The 17963-nt window shown below is 59.2% G+C and carries 17 protein-coding genes and 1 other RNA gene; 10 read left to right on the top strand and 8 right to left on the bottom strand.

Annotated features, from left to right (window positions below; all coding sequences use genetic code 11):
* From EDE09_RS28490 to metF, 3 genes are all read left to right on the top strand, one after another.
* Window positions 1-187: hypothetical protein (locus EDE09_RS28490; RefSeq protein ID WP_132413226.1), on the top strand; the 187-nt coding region annotated here is incomplete at its 5' end.
* Between the two features lie 266 nt (window positions 188-453).
* The gene (locus tag EDE09_RS25690; protein WP_112798546.1) at window positions 454-1449 is read left to right on the top strand and encodes a metalloregulator ArsR/SmtB family transcription factor; all 996 of its coding nucleotides are present in this window, start codon (window positions 454-456) and stop codon (window positions 1447-1449) included.
* Window positions 1450-1460: 11 nt separating this feature from the next.
* Window positions 1461-2348 (top strand): methylenetetrahydrofolate reductase [NAD(P)H], encoded by an 888-nt coding sequence (gene metF, locus EDE09_RS25685; protein ID WP_112798480.1) that lies wholly within the window; start codon window positions 1461-1463, stop codon window positions 2346-2348.
* Between the two features lie 371 nt (window positions 2349-2719).
* On the opposite strand, the gene EDE09_RS25680 is transcribed toward metF, so the two are convergent.
* The 5 genes from EDE09_RS25680 to EDE09_RS25660 all read right to left on the bottom strand — a co-directional run bounded on the left by EDE09_RS25680 (window position 2720) and on the right by EDE09_RS25660 (window position 7952).
* On the bottom strand, window positions 2720-3685 hold the full coding sequence (locus EDE09_RS25680; RefSeq protein WP_112798478.1) for a DMT family transporter: 966 nt from the start codon (window positions 3683-3685) through the stop codon (window positions 2720-2722).
* Window positions 3686-3769: 84 nt separating this feature from the next.
* On the bottom strand, window positions 3770-4972 hold the full coding sequence (locus tag EDE09_RS25675; RefSeq protein ID WP_132413224.1) for a lytic murein transglycosylase: 1203 nt from the start codon (window positions 4970-4972) through the stop codon (window positions 3770-3772).
* Between the two features lie 135 nt (window positions 4973-5107).
* Window positions 5108-5896, bottom strand: a complete 789-nt coding sequence (locus EDE09_RS25670) for a GH25 family lysozyme (protein ID WP_112798474.1) — start codon at window positions 5894-5896, stop codon at window positions 5108-5110.
* Window positions 5897-6036: 140 nt separating this feature from the next.
* Window positions 6037-6705, bottom strand: a complete 669-nt coding sequence (locus EDE09_RS25665; RefSeq protein ID WP_112798472.1) for a class I SAM-dependent methyltransferase — start codon at window positions 6703-6705, stop codon at window positions 6037-6039.
* Complete coding sequence (locus EDE09_RS25660) at window positions 6705-7952, bottom strand: DUF3419 family protein (protein ID WP_112798470.1); 1248 nt, start codon at window positions 7950-7952, stop codon at window positions 6705-6707. Before EDE09_RS25660 ends, EDE09_RS25665 begins: the two co-directional genes overlap by 1 nt.
* Before the next feature lie 170 nt (window positions 7953-8122).
* Between EDE09_RS25660 and EDE09_RS25655 the strand changes: the two genes are divergently transcribed.
* Window positions 8123-9457: a serine hydrolase gene (locus EDE09_RS25655; protein ID WP_245505236.1), complete on the top strand. Its 1335-nt coding sequence runs from the start codon at window positions 8123-8125 to the stop codon at window positions 9455-9457.
* 17 nt (window positions 9458-9474) lie between these two features.
* Here EDE09_RS25655 and EDE09_RS25650 read toward each other — a convergent pair whose 3' ends face one another.
* From EDE09_RS25650 to EDE09_RS25640, 3 genes are all read right to left on the bottom strand, one after another.
* Window positions 9475-10389, bottom strand: coding sequence for a lytic transglycosylase domain-containing protein (locus EDE09_RS25650; protein WP_245505235.1), 915 nt, complete (start codon window positions 10387-10389; stop codon window positions 9475-9477).
* Window positions 10390-10663: 274 nt separating this feature from the next.
* Entirely contained in the window at window positions 10664-11299 is a 636-nt protein-coding gene (locus EDE09_RS25645; RefSeq protein WP_105370078.1) for a hypothetical protein, read from the bottom strand.
* A 46-nt stretch (window positions 11300-11345) separates the two neighbouring features.
* Window positions 11346-12557 carry a pyrophosphate--fructose-6-phosphate 1-phosphotransferase gene (locus EDE09_RS25640; protein WP_105370077.1) on the bottom strand — a complete coding sequence of 404 codons (1212 nt, stop codon included), beginning with the start codon at window positions 12555-12557 and terminating at the stop codon, window positions 11346-11348.
* A 414-nt stretch (window positions 12558-12971) separates the two neighbouring features.
* On the opposite strand from EDE09_RS25640, the gene EDE09_RS25635 reads away from it, so the two are divergent.
* The 6 genes from EDE09_RS25635 (at window position 12972) to mraZ (ending at window position 17961) form a co-directional block, all read left to right on the top strand.
* A complete protein-coding gene (locus EDE09_RS25635; protein WP_162712330.1) occupies window positions 12972-13715 on the top strand; it encodes a DnaJ family molecular chaperone in 744 nt (247 codons plus the stop codon).
* Window positions 13712-14479, top strand: a complete 768-nt coding sequence (locus EDE09_RS25630; protein ID WP_112798468.1) for an N-acetylmuramoyl-L-alanine amidase — start codon at window positions 13712-13714, stop codon at window positions 14477-14479. The genes EDE09_RS25635 and EDE09_RS25630 overlap by 4 nt, the downstream gene beginning before the upstream one ends.
* A gap of 232 nt (window positions 14480-14711) precedes the next feature.
* Window positions 14712-15356: a transglycosylase SLT domain-containing protein gene (locus EDE09_RS25625; RefSeq protein ID WP_112798466.1), complete on the top strand. Its 645-nt coding sequence runs from the start codon at window positions 14712-14714 to the stop codon at window positions 15354-15356.
* Between the two features lie 66 nt (window positions 15357-15422).
* Window positions 15423-16613 (top strand): FAD-dependent oxidoreductase, encoded by a 1191-nt coding sequence (locus EDE09_RS25620; RefSeq protein ID WP_112798464.1) that lies wholly within the window; start codon window positions 15423-15425, stop codon window positions 16611-16613.
* A gap of 40 nt (window positions 16614-16653) precedes the next feature.
* An RNA gene (rnpB, locus tag EDE09_RS25615) (RNase P RNA component class A) lies at window positions 16654-17085 on the top strand.
* 429 nt (window positions 17086-17514) lie between these two features.
* The gene (gene mraZ / locus EDE09_RS25610) at window positions 17515-17961 is read left to right on the top strand and encodes a division/cell wall cluster transcriptional repressor MraZ (RefSeq protein WP_112798461.1); all 447 of its coding nucleotides are present in this window, start codon (window positions 17515-17517) and stop codon (window positions 17959-17961) included.
* Window positions 17962-17963: the final 2 nt, after the last annotated feature.

The raw sequence follows: 17963 nt of genomic DNA, 5'->3' as shown, positions 1-17963 counted from the left end.
TGACGACCTCAACTGCTCCAACCGCCCGGTGCGGACCCGCATGCCGGGTGGTGTGGGAGGGGCGGAGCCAATAGGCTCCCCCCTATCCCGATTGGAGCGGCAAAAAATACTCCTATCTCAATTCGGCGTCACCATCGCGGAGGCCGTTAAGCTGGTCAGCGATACGGGTGGGGAATTGCCGCATTGAGTAGTTTGTCCAGAGCGTGACGGCCCATATGAGCGCCATCGGGATGCAGCGCAGGAGCTCCTGGTAGGCTTGACCCAACATGGTCGTCAACCACCTGGCGTCAGTCGACGCAGCAGAACGCCTCCATTGTGTTTTTCTGGAACAGGCGGCCTGTCGGCCGCCTTTCTTTTTGCAGTGGAGGCGATGGGACGCGTTTCTCGCTTGCGTCGAGCCAGAAAATCACATAAACATATCTTTATATGTTGATTGGATGGGATGCTGCTTCGATGGGTCTCGCGCTCGATACATTGGTAGATGTGCTCAAAACGGCAGGCGAGCCCACTCGCTTCCGCCTGCTCGCACTACTGGCAGAGGGCGATCTTACGGTCACCGATCTCACGGATATCCTCGGGCAATCGCAGCCGCGGATTTCGCGGCACCTCAAGCTCCTCACCGAAGAGTCGCTGATCGACCGCTATCAGGAGGGAGCCTGGGCTTATTTTCGTCTGAGACAGGAAGGCAAGGCCGCCGCTCTGGTCCGTACGCTGCTGGCTGCCGCTTCGGAGGAGGATCCGGTCCTGTTGCGCGACAGCGAGCGGCTTTTGGCAGTCAAGCGCCTGAGGGCCGAACGGGCGCAGGCTTATTTCAGCCGCAACGCGTCGGAATGGGACGAACTGCGGCGACTGCATGTGAGTGATGCAGCGGTCGAAGCGGCACTGCTGAAGCTCATCGGCAAGACGCCAATCGATGCGCTGCTCGATCTTGGGACGGGTACGGGCTGGATATTGCAGCTTCTGTCCGATTTTTATCGCCGAGCTGTCGGCATCGACGCAAGCCGTGACATGCTCGCTGTGGCACGCGCCAATCTCGACAAGGCCGGCATCACCAAGGCCTCCGTCCGGCACGGCGACATCCTGAACCTGCCGTTGGAAGGCCAGGACTTCGATCTGATCACGATCCATCAGGTGCTGCACTTCCTCGATCAGCCGGAACTGGCCATCGCGGAGGCTGCCAGGGTGCTGCGCCCCGGCGGCCGGATCATCATCGTCGATCTGGCGCCCCACAAGCTTGACTATCTGCGCGAGGATCATGCGCATATCCGGCTTGGTTTCTCTCACCAGGTCATGGCCGAGTGGCTGGACAAGGTGTGGCTCGAAGTGGAGGAGGCGATCGATCTCGGCTCCGGCAAGGAAGGCGCACTTACGGCGACAGTCTGGCTCGCACGAGACCGCAGGCTGTTGATCGCTTCCCACGCACCCGCAGAAACCCAAAACGCCTCATAAGGGAACTGACCATGACTGCCAATCGCGAACCCTTCAGCGTTTCTTTCGAATTCTTTCCGCCGAAGTCGGACGAGATGGAGGCCCAGCTGTGGGAAGCCGTGGAGCAGCTTGCGGGTTGGGCGCCGGAATTCGTGTCCATGACCTATGGCGCAGGCGGTTCGACGAAGGAGCCGACGCTTGCAGCGGTAACACGGATGATCGGCGAGGCGAGACTTCCGACAGCGGCGCATCTGACCTGCGTGGATGCTTCGCGCGAGGAAACGCGCTCGGTCATCGAAGCATATCGGGCCGCCGGAGTTCGCCGCATCGTTGCTCTTCGGGGCGATCCGGCAACCGGCATCGGAACCGCTTACCTTCCCCATCCCGAGGGGTATGCACAGACGGCAGATCTGGTGCGGGCTCTAATGGAATATGGGGATTTCGACGTGTCGGTGTCGGCTTATCCGGAAAAGCACCCGGAGAGCGCTGATCTCGCGGCGGATATCGAGGCCCTGAAAGCCAAGGCGGATGCGGGCGCCTCGCGGGCCCTCAGCCAATTCTTCTTCGATAACGACATTTTCGAACGGTATCTGGAAAAGGTGCAGGGGGCGGGCGTTTCCATCCCCGTAGTACCGGGCATCATGCCGATCCAGAACCTTACCCAGCTCAAGCGTTTCGCCCGTCGTTGCGGCGCCTCTGTGCCAGCTTTCCTCGATGCCCGGTTCGAAGGGCTTGATGAGAAGCCGGAGGATCGCGCCAAGGTGGCGGCTGACGTTGCCGCAGAACAGATGGAAGATCTGAGCCGTCGCGGCATCCACGAGTTCCACATCTATACCATGAACCGCGCGCCGCTCGTTTCGGCCGTGCTGGAGCGGCTCGGCCGCCGGCAGATTGCCAGTCCTCGCACTGTCGCGGCCTGAATGAAAAACGCATGCTTCTACGAGAGGAGCATGCGTTCTAATTGAAGTGCTGATATCAAACGGTCATGGATGCAAAATTATGACCGGGTAGTGGGATCTGTAGCGTTCAGATGAACAGCATAGATGCCACGAACACGAACGCTACACCGACTACCAGGACATTCAGAGAGTATGTACGTCCCATGTCTGCCTCCTTGCGTTGACCGTTAAAGTCTATGTCGGTTTTGTGTCGATTGGAAAGCAGATTCTATGCTGCACCGCCGCTGCCCGAACCTCGCTTCACGACCTTAAATCTGTCATATTGCTGAATTTGCTCAATAAATTTGTTGTTAATCTTAATTGTCGCACCCTTAAAAAGTGGTGTATGAGTGTTACTGAGCGTCATATTCCGTGAGAGCTGCGCTTCTTTTTGACACTTTGCGAAGCCATTTGCTGCAGTAGCGAAGAAGCCGTCCGTCGAGCAGGACGAGGCCGAACCCGATCAGCAGCATGCCGGCGATGTCCGGCGCCTCCAGCCGCTCGCCGAGAAACAAGGCGCCCAGCAGAATGGCGCTTGGAGGCACAATGAGCGTCACCAGCGATGCATTGGTGGCGCCTGCCGTAGCCAGGATACGGAAGAAAAGCATATAGGCAAACGCCGTCGAGATCAGTGCCAGCGCCAGGATCGCCGCCACAGCCTGCATGGAAGGCGCCGGCAATGTCCAAGGCTGGTCAAGGAGTATTGAAACGGGCAGCATCATCAGTGTCGAGGCAGTCAGTTGGCCGGTGGCGGAAACCGGAGCGGGAAGGCTGCGGAAACGTTTGCCGTAGGTTCCGGCTACCCCATAGGACATTGCTGCGGCCACCGGCAGAACCAGAGCCCAGAGCGGAGCAGATGCCGCTGTTGTGATGCTCGGCCCGATCAGAACAACCGTGCCGGCGAGGCCGGCGAGACAGCCGGCGATTTTGCCTGCCGTCAGTTTTTCGTCCGGCGTCCAACGATTGGCAATCAGGACTGTCCAGATCGGTGTCGTTGCATTGAGGATCGACGCAAGGCCTGCCCCGATCTCGGTCTGGCCGAAGAAGATCAGCGTATGGGGCAGGGCATTGTTGACGAAGCCCATGACCACGAAGGAGCGCCAGTGAGCGGCCAAGGACTGATAGAGGCCAAATCGGCCGTGGAGATAGATGTGGAGCGCAAGCGCTGCCAGGAATAGACGCAGGAAGACCAAAGTGAAGGGCGGCACTTCCAGCACGGCAATGCGCGCAAAAAAGAACGAGCCGCCCCAGATCAAGCCCAGCAGCAGAAGAAGCGCCCAGACAACTGCATTGGGCTTCGAAACGGTGGCGGTCGTCATGGAATTTTCCTTCACATCGGAAGCAGGAATATAGCCAGGACGAGCCGACCGCCACCCGAATCTTGAGCAGTGGGATTGCAGGCCTTAGAGTGCCGAAAGCAGCCCCTGGGTCGGCCACCCGTCTGCCGGCAGTCCCAAGCGGGCCTGTTCCTTCTGAACCGCCATGCGGGTGCCGGAACCCAAGATGCCGTCGACCTTTCCGACATCGTGGCCGAGCGATTGCAACTTCGCCTGCAATGCCTTCATACCGGAATCATCGAGGCCGGGTTCAGGCGTTCCCTTCAGATAGGGCGGAGCGCCGGACAGGCGGGTGGCGAAGTAGGCCGCCGATGTCGTGTATATGAAGGACTGGTTCCACTCGAGATAAATGCGGAAATTGGGATAGGTGAGTAAGGCTGGCCCCTTTCGTCCCTGCGGCAGGACAAGAGCCGCCGGCAGATCGCCGAAGCTCGTATTGCCGTCGCGCGGTGTGACACCCATCTTGAACCATTCGCCAGCGGGAATCTCGTTGCCGAGGCCCGATTTCCCCCAGGGCAGGTTCTCAGCCAGCGTTACTTCCTGAACCCACGGCTGGCCTGCCTTGAAACCAAGGCTCTGGATGAATTTGGCGGCAGTCAGGATCGCATCGGCGGCGCTGTTCTTCACGTTGACATGGCCATCGCCATCGCCATCGACGCCAAACGCGATGATGTCCTCAGGCAGCATCTGAACCTGGCCGATCTCACCCGCCCAAGCACCGGTATTGGTCGCGGGATCCAGGTCTCCGTGCTGCACCATCTCGATGAGTGCGATAAGCTGCGGACGGAAGAGTTCCGGGCGCCGGCAATCATGGGAGAGGGTCACCAGAGCGTTGCGGGTGTTGAAGTCGCCCTGAACCGCTCCGAAATCCGTTTCCATGGCCCAGAAGGCGGCAATGACGCCCGGAGCCACGCCGAATTCCAGCTCGGCGCGGGCGAAGACATCGGCATATTGCTTCAGCTTCTGGCGGCCGATATCGAGCCGCGCCTGACTGACGGTGCGTTGGGAAAAATCGAGGAAGGTTTGGCGGAAGACACCCTGGGCGCGATCGCGGGACAGTACTTTCTGGTCGATCTGCGCGTCGGCGAGAGCTCGATCGGCGGCATCGGCAGGGATACCCTTGGCGATCGCTTCGGCCTTCACGCCCTGAAGGAAGGTGGAGAGATCACCTCCGCACGTGGGGGCCGGCGTCTGAGCAAGGGCGGTGGAGGCAAGGCAGCCGGCGACAACGGATGCGAGCAAGAGGCGGCGGACAAAAACAGCGGACATTCGGCGTTCCCAATGTGAATAAGCACCGCCGCATGTGGACAAAATCGTGACGGAAATGGCGGCAGCGGCGTCGGGGCAGGTTCTACCGCAACTGCTCACATATTGCCAGATGTCGGAGTGCCGGCAGGTCGAGGTTTACTTGCTGACGGATGCGACCCAGTTGTTCCAGCTCTTCGCGGTGCCGGAAAATACGTTGATATCCGTCTGACCTTGGATGCCCGGCACGATGCCCGTTGAGGTGTATTGCCAGAAGGCCCAGCGGCGACCGGCATAAATTTCACCGGGATGTGCTGCGACCGACCGCACCCAAAAATGATAATCGTTGAAGGCTCCAACCAGGTTGTCCCGGTGGAAGTCGACGGAGGTGTAGATGATCGGACGCTTGCCGTAATGCCGTTCGATACGATCCATGAAGCGCTTCATAACGTCGCGCACGGTGGCAGGGTCAGGCTTCAGCTTGCAGGTCGGCGAGGCGTGGTTCCATTCCACGTCGAGCACCGGCGGCAGCTTCGTCGACTGCCTCGGCACATTGGCGATGAACCAATCGGCCTGCTCCTCCGGAGTCGAGCAGAAATAATAGAAGTGGTAAGGCGCGTGCGGAATACCGAATGCGGCGGCGTTGCGCCAATGCCGTTCGAATGCGGCGTCGACCCGATCTTTTCCTTCGGTCGCCTTGATGAAGGCGAATGCGACTCCGGAGCCCTTCACCTGAGCCCAATCGATATCCCCGTCGTTCCATTTGGAAAGGTCGATGCCATGGATTTCGTGGCGGCCGGGATGATATCTGCCGAAATCCTGCGGATCGTTATCCTTGAACCTCATCTGCTTGACCGACGAGGTCTCCACCAGATCGTAATCGGTCGATGTGCAGCCGGCGGCTGCGAGCATGACTGTCGCAAGAAACGTCAAAAGGAGCCGAGGCATGGAAGTCCCGTGTTGATGCCGACTAAAGCCTCTCGCCTCACGAATCTGCAACGAGGAGGCGTAAACGCGATGTCGTCATAACGTCGTAAAAAATCGGTTATGGCAAGAGGGCTGCCAGCCGCATGCGCAGCGATCGGATATCAGCCGCGGCGGCGGATCACCGCGTGCCACGCATAACCCCAGCCGATCTCTTCGAAGATCATGTCGGCGTCTGCTGCGGCAAGCCTGCTTTCCAGTACACCGTGCAGGTTCGCACGAGGCGTGACGTGGAAGCGCGTCAGCCAAGCCTTCAGCAGCCGTCCGAACCAGCCGGGCAAGCGTTCCTGCTGGCCGAAATCGACGATATGCAGCGAGCCGTTCGGGGCAAGCGCGGCCAAGGCCGCATCGACTGCACCTTCCCAGTTCGGGATCATCGAAAGCGCATAGGAAATCAGGATCCGGTCAAAGCCCGTCCTGCCGAACTCCTCCGCCTTGAAATTCGTGGCGTCCGCCACCTGGAAGTTCGGTGCAGCGGCTCTGCCGCGAAAATTCGCTCGGGCGCTTTCGAGCATCGCTGCGGAGATGTCCAAGCCATAGAGTTTGGCAGTCGGATAATGCCGGTGAGCGAGCAACAGATTGCGGCCCGTTCCGCATCCGACTTCCAGCAATGTCGCTCCCGGCGGGACGTTCAGTCCTTCTACCGCCCGATCACGACCGAAGAGGTAATATTTGCGCGTGGCGTCGTAGATGTGACGCTGATAGCGGTACATCCGATCCATCCGCTCTGCATGCTCGTCGGGAAGGGACGTGCTTGTCATATGCTGCGCCATCAGGCTTTTTTCACGTAGATATGGAAGCCGCCATAGATTGCGGACCGGTCCTGGAGGTTCAGTTCGGCCGATCGATCTTCCAGATAGGTCCACTGGTCCAGTAGCGCAGCCGCCAGCCGGCCATGAAACACGGTCTTTTCGGCCGCCGTGCGGAAGATCACGCGGGCTCCGGAAGCCGCCGTGCGGGTGATTTCCGTCCAGAGATCATTGAGCTGCTGATCCGTCATCCAGTCCTGAGCGTCGAGCAGGACGTAACGGTCCACGGAAGCCGCGGGCTTGCGCGCCAGAAGCTCGGTAAAGCTCGCGTGGTGGACCGTGACGCGATCGGCATTCTTGCGGATCATCTGAAAGTTTTCCGCCTTCAGATAAGTCGGCAGCGTACCCTCTTCCGCCTTTGGGTAGCGGCGTACGAAGGCTTGCCAGGCAAAGTAGTTGTCGCGCAACGGGAAATGGCAGGCAAGCTTTTCGAGTCGCTGGCGCAGCACCGGCGCGATCGATCCATCGGCGGCAAGACTTGCGAGCTCGTCATATTGCTGCGGCGGGATACCGAGACCGAAAAGCGAACTCTTGCGGCTGGTGATCCAGCGGATTAGGGGTTTTTCGAACAGAGGAGCGATCTTTTGGTCGAAGAACTGCCGCTGCTCGCGCAGGGAGCGGGCATTCGCCATTTCGGTAAGGTCGGTTCCGTGCAAGCGGGCGATCAGATGGCCGGCGCCGATGAAGCGGCCGAGCAGGCCAGTTCTGTAGATGTTGCGATTGAAGACGCCGATGCGGCGTCGGCCCGACAGGGACCGCTTCTCCCAATAGGCGCGTGTGGCGGTGTCGAGATGCGGGGCGACGAATTTGTCGTAGCTCGTGCTGTTGGAGCGAACGCCGTCCATTCCGAAGTGGCGTACTACATCGCCGTGGCCCGGCAAATGGCGGAAGGCGGCCAGTTTCAGGCGGTTCAAAGCGACGTGATGTGGATTAAGGTCTACCACGTCGATCTTCCTCGGCGCGCGGGACAGATAGGCGAGCATATTGCAGCCGCCGGAACCGATTGTAACGATCGAGTGCCCTTCGGCCAATTCCATAGCCGTCATGTCGACATCCGGATCTTCCCAGATCTGCGGATAAACCAGCCCGGAAAACAGCAGCCCGAAAAGCCTCTCTGAAAAACCCTGTCGAGAAAGTGCCTTGTGCTGCAGGAGCGCATCCTTGAGCTTCTTGTTTTTCCGAAAACCGGCTTCCTGAGCAATATCTGCCATAATCGAGTCCCGCCTAGTCCAGAGTTGCAGGGCGTGTAGCCCGATCGTGCAACAGATTGATGACGCGGCCTGTGCTGAACATCCAGAACGGGCCCTGCGCCAACAAAACTGCTTCCTTGGGGGCGAGAATCCTGATTGCATGCATGCGCAAAAGATGAGGGACCAAGCGATTGTTGATCAGGATTGCGAAGATTTGTTTTGGTGTCGTCCTGGTCAGTGTCGCCGGAGTTGCGGGCTGGCTTTACGTTATGCCGCCGGAACTGCTGAGGGTCGGAAGCGGCTATGCCGCCAAGATCGTCTGCTCGAACGTCTTCATCGCCGGGCGGGACGCTGACGTGGTGCTTGCGGTCGACGTCCAGGCGCCGGGCCATCCGCTGCTCAAGCTGATGCACGTGTCCGTCGATCGGACCGAAAGACGTGTCCATGCCGCGCTGCTCGGCATTTTTGCCGGCAATGATGCCGTCCATCGCGATGGCTTAGGGTGTACTGTCACTCCGAATGGGGAAACATTGCCGCGGGTGGAAACGGCATCGGCTATTCGGACGCCCGTCGATGAGACTGTCCTTTGGCCGGAGGGCGGAAAAATTGAATCCCATCCGGCAATTGCGCCTTTTCTTTCACGCGATGATCTCATTGGAGCCGGTATGCGGGCGGTGGTTGTCGTGAAGGGGGGGCGTATCGTAGGAGAGACCTATTCTGCCGGGTTTTCGAAGGACACGCCGCTTCTGGGGTGGTCTATGACCAAGACGGTCACTGCGGCAATCATCGGCACGATGATGCGGGACGGCCGGCTGTCGGCGGACGATAAAAGGCTCTTACCGCAATGGCAAAACGATCAGCGTGCCGACATCAGCCTCGGCGACCTTCTGGCGATGGAGAGCGGCCTGGCGTTCAACGAGAACTACGGCACGGTCGCGGACGTGACCCGGATGCTCTATCTTGAGAGCGATATGGCAAATTTTGCCGCGGATCAGCCGGCTGAGGCCGATCCGGGCACCCGCTTCAACTATTCCTCCGGCACAGGTGTGCTGCTTTCCCGGATATGGATGAGCCGGCTGGAAGAGAAAGCGGCGCTTGCCTATCCGCGAAAGGCGCTATTCGAACCGTTGGGAATGGCAAGCGCGGTATTGGAGGTCGATGCCACCGGTACTTTCGTCGGCAGCTCCTACATGTATGCGACTGCGTGGGACTGGGCGCGATTGGGACTGCTGCTGGTGCGGGACGGCGTCTGGAACGGTAACAGGATCCTGCCGGAAGGCTTCGTCGAAGCGATGCGCCAGCCGAACCGGACCTCGAACGGCCGCTATTCCAGGATGCAGACCTGGCTGCCGGTCGCCGGTAAGGGTCTGCCCGCCGATACATTCATCCTGGACGGCCATGACGGACAGAACGTCATCGTCATTCCATCGCTCGACCTTGTGGTCGTGCGGCTTGGCCTGACGCCGGAGCGCTATGATCCGTCGATGCTTGTTGCGGAGATCATAAAGGTGACGGCGGCGCCCTAAGGAGCCGCCAATTGCCGTTACTTCTCAAGCACGTGCAGCATGTCCTTGCGCTTGGCATCATAATAATAGCCGCGCGCGTAGAGCTTGATGGCATTATCGTTCTTGTTGTCGGCTACGAGCCAGGCACCGCGCAGATATTTGATCGCGTATTTCAGGTTTGTTTCAGCGTCGAGCAGACCCGAAGCGGGTCCTTCATAACCCATGGACTTGGCAGTCGAATATTTGATCTGCATGAGACCCCAATAGCCGTTTTTGTGATAGGCCTTGGGGTCGTATTTGCTTTCCCGATGTACGACGCGGTGCACCAGCGATTCCGGCACGCCGTACAGTCCCGCATAACGCTTGATGAGCTTGCTCAAATCCGCAGGTGCCGCAGCTGCGGTGGTTGGCAGGGGGTCGCCGGGTGCCGGGGGAAATTCCATCGCCGAAAGTGCGGCGACGGCCTTCGGTGGAGCGGCATAGGCAAGTGTCGACGTGTCCGGTCGCGGCGTGGGTACGACCGATTGCAGCGCCACCATATCCGGTGTCAGTTCGGGCTCGTCCAATGCAATCGCCTGGGCTGCTGCCGGCTGGATCCTGCCTTCTGAAACGGCGGGAGCTACGGCCGGTACGGCCAGCCGTCCGCCCTTGCTGGATGCGAGGATCGTCGAGGTTGCGGGAACGGTCGGGGCGGCGGGCGATGCTGCTGCCACAAGGGTCGAGGTGGTCTTGCCAGGTATCAACGCCGTCGCGGCGCTCGGGGCGGGTGCCAAGGCAACGAACGGCGCCATGGTTGCAGATGCCATCGCTACCGTCTGGACCGAGGCCGCTTCTGCGGCCATCGGAACAGGAACCGGAAGCCGCGACGTCTTGGCGAGAGCGACCGCCGGCTGTGCACCCGCGGCCTGTGCCTGCTGACCGACCGGCAGATCCGACTTGTACTGGACAGCCAACTGCCCATCCGCGGACGCAGTCTGAACCGCACCGGCTACAGCAGTATTTGTCGGGAATTGGCTCTGAGTCGCGGCAAGTTTGGGTTCCCGTTCAACACTCGAACAGGAAGCGAGAACCGAAGACATGGCGCAGGCCACGGCCGTTCCACGGCCGAGAAATCGGATTATCGCCATTGGGTTTCTTTCATGAATTTGGTTACCCCAGCCCGCCGAACCGCTACCGAATATGTGGTTTCATTAACCTATTGGGCAGCGTCCGACAAGACGGTGAGGCCTAGGCCGCAATCCGGCGATAACCGGCCGTGACCGCACGTCGCGATATGAATCGCGTCTGGGGCTTGCGTGAGGCTTGGTTGAGGTTTGCAGCATTGCGTTTCCGGCCGAGAACGCGGCGCGGCAGCAGCACGTGGACGGCGCCACCGATTATCATGCAGACGAGAAAGATTGCCTGCATTTCAAGAAGCTGAAGCAAAATTGGAGTTTGGAGATCGATGAACTGCGCAAGTATGGCGGCAAGCACGAGCGCGTAGCGAAGAGTGAATGCGGATTGACCGAAGAGGCAGCCGAAAATCCGCGCGCGACGACATTCCGGCAGGTTGTCGTTGTCGGCCATGGGGCCGGTGATTTTCGGATCCTGATAGGACCACAATATATAGAGCATCAGATAGCCAAGGCCGATCCAGGAAATCGTTTCCATCAGCCGCGGGGCATAAAGAGCCGCAATTGCGACCGGCACGCTCGCCAGCAGCAGGGCCGTCGTCAACCCAAGCGCCAGGCCGGGCAGGGTGGCGACCGCGGTACGGCGGCCACGCTGGAGAGAGAAGCTGGCAGTAAGACAAGCAAGAGGGCTCGGGAGAAGGACGAAAAAAATCGCGGTCGCGGCAAAAGCGAGCCAGATATCAGCCGTCATTCCACTTCCTCCCGAACGCCCCCAGGCGCTCGTCAATCGTCTTGTATCAAGCAGCTTCGAAGGGTTGACCGATATGGTCCATCACTTCGCCGAACCATTTTGCCGTCAGATCGAAATGTTTTCCACCCTTGATTCTCGGGAATTCGATCGTCCGCAGTTTTCCGTTCTGGTCTTCGTCATGACCGGTCACGCCCGAGACCTTGTTCAGGGCACTTTCTACCGCCAGATCGACCATGCCTTTGATCAGCATCAAATCAGCGGCGTTGGCAGCGGCCGAACGTGCAAAATAACCGGATTTCTGCACCATGGAGCGGTCGGCGCCAAGAAGTGCTGCGAACTGCTTCTGAAACCAGTTGCCGACATTGATCGTGTCGATCTTCACGTGACCGAAGGCGTCACGCTTGACCGTCTCGCCGGCGGCTTCCCGCTCGGCGACGATCGCGTCCAAACAGGCTCCTTCAGAAACGAAAAGGGTCACGAAACCGCGTTTGTCCATCACGTCCTTCAGCCGGGCGGCTTCCTTGTCGATGTCAAAGGCCATTTCAGGAAGATAGATGCCATCGATGTTTTTCAACTCCGAGTTCATCATCAGGCCTTCGACATATTCATTGTCCTTGGTCTTCTGGATATAGGCCCGTGCAGTGGCGGCGGTAAGCCAGCCGCAATGACGCCCCATCACTTCGTGGATCACAAGTGTGCGAGGAGCGGCGCTCTGTTCGTTCGAGACGTGGTCAAAGAAATGCGCCCCCACCTCCGCGGCCGTCCAGGCGCCGAGCGATTGTCGGATCGGCACGACGTCGTTGTCGACCGTCTTCGGCAACCCGACCACCGTCAGATTATAGCCGTTCGCACCGAGATAGGCGGCGAGGTCTGCTGCGGTGGTGTTGGTATCGTCCCCGCCGATGGTGTGCAGGATGGTGATGCCATCGGAGGCAAGGCGCTCGGCGGCGACCCTGAGAGGATTTTCTCCTTCCTTGACGAGGCCGCGCTTCACGCAGTCGGCGGCGTTTGTCAGCTTGACGCGGCTGTTGCCGATTGGCGAGCCGCCATAGCGATGCAACAGATGCGCCTTCTCCCGCATATCGGCCGTGATGCCGATGCGGTCGCCCAGGAGTACGCCCTGGTATCCGGAGCGGTAGGCAATCATCTCGATCTCCGGCGCGATATCGTTATAACGCTCGATCAGTCCGCCCACGGCAGACGAGAGGCAGGGCGCAAGGCCTCCGGCGGTCAGCATCGCTACTTTCTGTTTGGCCATCGATCCTCCTTGACGCGTACACTCGCGTTCAGTTCAAAACCGCTCGAATGGATGCGACAGAGATGGTCACCTGTAAAGTGAATTTCTCAAGAAAATCCGGCCTTTCGGCTGAATATGACGGCAAGCGGCGATATAATCGTTTCAACTGAGAGAACCCTCGCGGGGGTTGGCTGTGGAAAAGCAAAACATGGAGAAAGTCCGCAGCATCCGTACCCGCGATGCCGTTGCAGCCCGATCACGGGGTCATGAAATGGCTCTTGGGATCACCGGCTGACGATCCGGTCGATTGGTCTCGCAGACTTGGTAATGCCGCTGTGAACGGCAGTGATTGTTCGGAAAACATGAACATAGTTTAATCTGAGATGGACCGTCCGCTGCCTTGCAATCATTGGGATAATCTGGTCCATTGGGGTCATGATATTCGATTTCGCCTGCTTCCAAATCTCCTCCCTCTGGGAACGGCTCCTCGGCGCCATCGGCGACGCGGCCGGCAGCGCGCTGGGCCGTATGGTGGAGGCCGTCCGGACGGTCTTCGAGGGCGATCCGGAAACCCGCCGACAGGTTTCCTTCTCGGTGGCCATCATTGCTCTGTCTGCCAAGATGGCCAAGGCCGACGGGATCGTGACCGAGGCCGAGGTGAGGGCTTTTCAGCAGATCTTCGATTTTCCGGATGAAGAGGCGCGGAACGTAGCGCGGCTTTATAATCTGGCGCGCCAGGACGTTGCCGGTTACGAAGCCTATGCGCTGAAGCTCGCCGGTCTCTGCAGTTCCGGTGTCGCAAAGAATTGCCCAATGCTGGAGAACGTGGTCGACGGCCTCTTCCACATCGCCAAGGCAGACGGCCTCGTGCACGAAGACGAATTGGTCTTCCTCGGGCGCATCGCCGAGATATTCCAAATCGACGAGGCGCATTTCCGCCGCATCATGGCGCGTCACGTGCATCTCGATGGAGCGGATCCTTACCTTGTTCTCGGGGTTTCACCGGAGGACGATTTCTCCGAGATCCGCAAGCAATATCGACTGCTGGTTTCCGAACATCATCCGGATCGGCTTATCGCGCGGGGCGTTCCTGTCGCCCTCCATGCTGCGGCCAACGAGCGGATGGCTGCCTTGAATGCGGCTTACGCAGCGATTTCGAAAGAGCGCCGCGCTGCATGACGGTTTTTGCCGCCGATTATCCCGGCGCCTCGGTGAACCCTTCTCCCAATCAGGGCGATCGTGCAAACGGGCGCAAGCCCGACATGATCATTCTGCACTACACGGGCATGCCCAGCGCCGATCAGGCGCTCTCCTGGCTCTGCAATGAGGAGAGCCAGGTTTCCAGCCATTATTTCGTCCATGAAGACGGGCGGATCGTCCAGCTCGTGCCGGAAGGGCGACGCGCCTGGCACGCCGGAAAGAGCTCCTGGGCCGGCGAAAGCGACATCAATTCCTGTTCGATCGGAATAGAGATCGCAAATCCCGGACATCCCGGCGGGCTTCCCGATTTTCCGGATGCACAGATCAAGTCGGTCGCCGATTTGTGTCTCAATTGTGGCAAAAGATGGAAAATTCCGCCCGAAAGGGTGCTTGGCCACTCGGACGTAGCGCCGATCCGCAAGGTCGACCCGGGCGAAAATTTCCCCTGGGAAAGATTGCATCTTGACGGGGTGGGGCACTGGATAAACCCAACGCAAATCAGCGGAGGGCGCTTCTTTCAGTACGGAGAGAGCGGCCAACCCGTCGAAGCTCTTCAATCCATGCTCTCTCTCTATGGGTATGCCATTGAAACTACGGGAGGCTTTTGTGATCGGACAAAAGGCGTCGTTGAGGCCTTTCAGCGACATTTCAGACCTCAGCTCGTTGACGGCATCGCTGATTTTTCAACAATCGACACCCTGCATCGGCTGCTGGCCGCATTGCCGAAATACCGCCGCTGTTAGTCGCGGTGGTTGGGGCGCAATGGGCGCGTTTCAGCAAAAATATTGCGCTGCCACATCATCTCCTCATTAGGTCTTTCTAAAGGACAGGTTAACGCAGCCACCATGTTGGACGGGGGTTGCAGAGATAAACGATAGGTCATCGTGAAGCACCGCGCCGTCTATCCGGCGACGCGGTGAGGGTGTCTGCGTATTGACGCCGGCGAGCCTATTAGTCCGGAGAGAATCTAACTGAATGAAAAAACTGGCTGTTATAGCCGCGGCGGGCCTGGCCATGGTCGTCGCGGGAAGCGAATTCGTGCGCGCTGAAGACGCCGAGAAGGTTACCGTCTACACCAAACCGCTCATTGTTCCTTGGGAAACGCGCGAGACGGGCTTTGCTGCACCTACCGACGTGGCAAAGCGGATAGTCAGACAGCTCCACTATTCCAAGATAATTGAGAAATATGCCGGCGAGTATGGTGTTCCGGTTGAACTGGCCAATGCCGTCGTGCAGATCGAAAGCAATTTCCGTCCAACCGTAAAGGGCAGGGCCGGCGAGATCGGCCTCATGCAAATCAAACCTGCAACGGCCAGGTTGATGGGATACGAGGGGCCGAGCTACGGTCTTTACGACCCTGAGACGAACATTCGCTATGGAATGAAATACCTTGCCGGAGCGCATGAGCGCGGCGGCGGCAGGATCTGCGGCACGATCCTGAAATACAATGCAGGCCACGCTGCCAAGCGCATGAACCCGGTCTCCAAGCGCTATTGCGATAAAGTGCTCGCCGTCATCGACGCTACCAAGCAGCCGACCGGCCAGCCGCAGATAGCCGATACTGCGGAATTCGATTTCGCATCGAACGTCATCCGGACGACAACACCTCTGGTATTTTGATTCCGGAAACGGCTAGAAGTGCCTTCAGGAACAGGCATTTCAGTCGAAGGAATCAAAGGGCAGAGCATGTCGGGGCGGTTTAAATACATAGTTGTCGGGAAGGGCATGATGGGCGCTGCGGCTGCCCGTTACCTCTCGAAATGGACCGATGGCGTCGCGCTGATCGGTCCGGGTGAGCCGGCGGACTATGGGCGCCATGAGGGCGTCTTCGCCAGCCACTACGACGAGGCGCGCATTACCAGGACGATCGATCGCGATCCGGTCTGGGCGCGCCTCGCCAACCGCTCCATTGCCCGGTACAGGGAAATTTCGGCGGAGAGCGGGATCGACTTCTATTCGGAGTGCGGATGTTTGATTGTGGGACCCGCCCGCACTAGCGGTCTGTCCTATGTCGCCAAGGTCCTTGATGCTGCGGGAAAGCTTGGTGTTACTACCGAAATATCCGGGGATGCCGATCTCGGCGACCGTTTTCCGTTCTTTGCCTTTCCGTCCGGTAGCGAGGGTGTCTGGGAGCCGAAAAACGCCGGCTATGTGAACCCGCGCCGCTTGGTCAAAGCCCAGGCCGAACTTGCGGAACGGCAGGGCGCCGCAATCATTCCGGAAACCGTTTCCTCCATCCAGCAGGCCGGCGATGCGGTGACGGTGACGACGGCCGAAGGCAATACCTATCAAGGCGAAAAGGTCCTTGTCGCTGCCGGCGGATTTTCCATAAATGAGAATCTCCTGCCGCGGCGGTTTCATCTGGACGTCTATGCTCGAACCGTTGCCTTCTACGAGATCGATGAAGCAGCCCTGAATGCCCTGGGCAACGTTCCGTCGCTGATCTGGAAATGGGACGAGGCCGATGACGGGATTTATCTTCTGCCGCCGGTGCGTTATCCCGACGGCAAGGTCTATTTGAAAATCGGCGGCGATCCGGATGATCTGCCGTTGCCGACCGAGCCGGACGTGCGCGCCTGGTTTCGTTCCGGCGGCCGCGAGAGCACCCACCGATATCTGACCGAGGTCATCCACCGGCTGATGCCGTCGCTCGATATTTCCCGCACGTCGAAGGCGGCTTGCGTAACCTCCTTTACCCCGACCGGCTATCCTGCGATCGCCATGACGGAATCGGATTGTATCGGGATCTTGAGCGGCGGATGCGGCGCTGCTGCCAAGAGTTCGGATGAAATCGGCAGGCTTGGTGCAGAGCTCATTTTCCATGGTCGGATTATCGACGAAAGCTATCCGACAGATTTCGCGGCGAGCTACCTGTAAACTCTGGTATTCGACGCCTATCTCGGTTATGGACCGCATGCCAGTTGGCCGGGCAGCCGCGCTTTATCAATGTCGAAAGGCGATAAGGTGAGGAAAGTCCGGGCTCCACGGAAACACGGTGCCGGATAACGTCCGGCGGGGGCGACCCCAGGGAAAGTGCCACAGAAAGGAAACCGCCCCGCTTTCTCAACTGCCCGATGGGCGGCTGAGATGGCGGGGTAAGGGTGAAAGGGTGGGGTAAGAGCCCACCGCGCCTCTGGTAACAGCGGCGGCATGGTAAACCCCACCGGGAGCAAGACCGAATAGGGATGACGCGAGCCCCGCGAAAGCGAGGCTACAGCCTGTTTCCGGGCCAGTCATCCGGGTGGGTTGCGTGAGGCGATGTGCAAACGTCGTCCCAGACGAATGGCTGCCACGTTCCGGTGCTTGCATCGGGGCCATACAGAACCCGGCTTACAGGCCAACTGGCAATTTCCCGCACCGGATGTGATGAATTCTGCGAAATCGCCTCCCGCGAGCGCATCCGGAGGTGCGGCTAACGGAAAGGTGTATTTAAGGATCTGCGAAATCTCCTTTGCTTTCGGAGCATTAGGGAGCGCCGGAATTCCACTTGCGGCGGTCGGTAGAGGCGGTTTCTCCGCTTGCTCCAATAACCCTTTGTTAAACTTAACAGCTTATAAATAAATCAGGTTTGGGAGCGGCTAGCGGGGTCTCTCCCATTGACGCCCATATGGTCCCATGGTATCCCAAAATCGCACTGCACAAGGGCGTATGAGCGCCCGCCAATCCCAAAGTTTCGGTCGGTCGGCCGGGCGGATTTCCGTTCATCCGGATGGCGAAGCTTTGTCTGGGGCGGTGCGTCGGGACGGGCGGGTATCCGTCTGGAATTGCAAGGGAGCGGGTGTTCGGCGTGGTAAGTCGCTTCCTTTCAAATGCGACGAACAGGATCGATGCGAAGGGGCGGGTCTCCGTTCCGGCGAGTTTTCGTGCGGTTCTTTTGGAGCTTGGAATCCAGGAGCTTTATTGTCTTCAGGATTTCATCTATCCGGCGATCAGCGTTGGAGGTCCGGATCTGCTCGGTCGATACGAAAAGCAGATCGCATCGGTCGATCCATTTTCGCCGGAAGCCAACAGGATGTCGCTGCTGGTACATGGTGGCGGCGTCTTCATGAGGCTCGACGCGGAGGGCCGGCTGATGGTCACGGATTTTATCCGGGACTTCACGGGAATCAGCTCGGAAGTAACCTTCGTTGGGCGCTCGGATCATTTTCAGCTTTGGCGGCCGCAGGCGTTTCACGAGGCGCAGGCGGCAGCGAGAGAGGGGCGCTTCGGTTCGCGCCCTGCGTAAAA

It is taken from the genome of Neorhizobium sp. S3-V5DH (genome assembly GCF_004343065.1).
GTDB classification, from domain to species: Bacteria; Pseudomonadota; Alphaproteobacteria; order Rhizobiales; family Rhizobiaceae; genus Neorhizobium; species Neorhizobium huautlense.
This window is presented reverse-complemented; position numbering and strand designations above follow the sequence as displayed.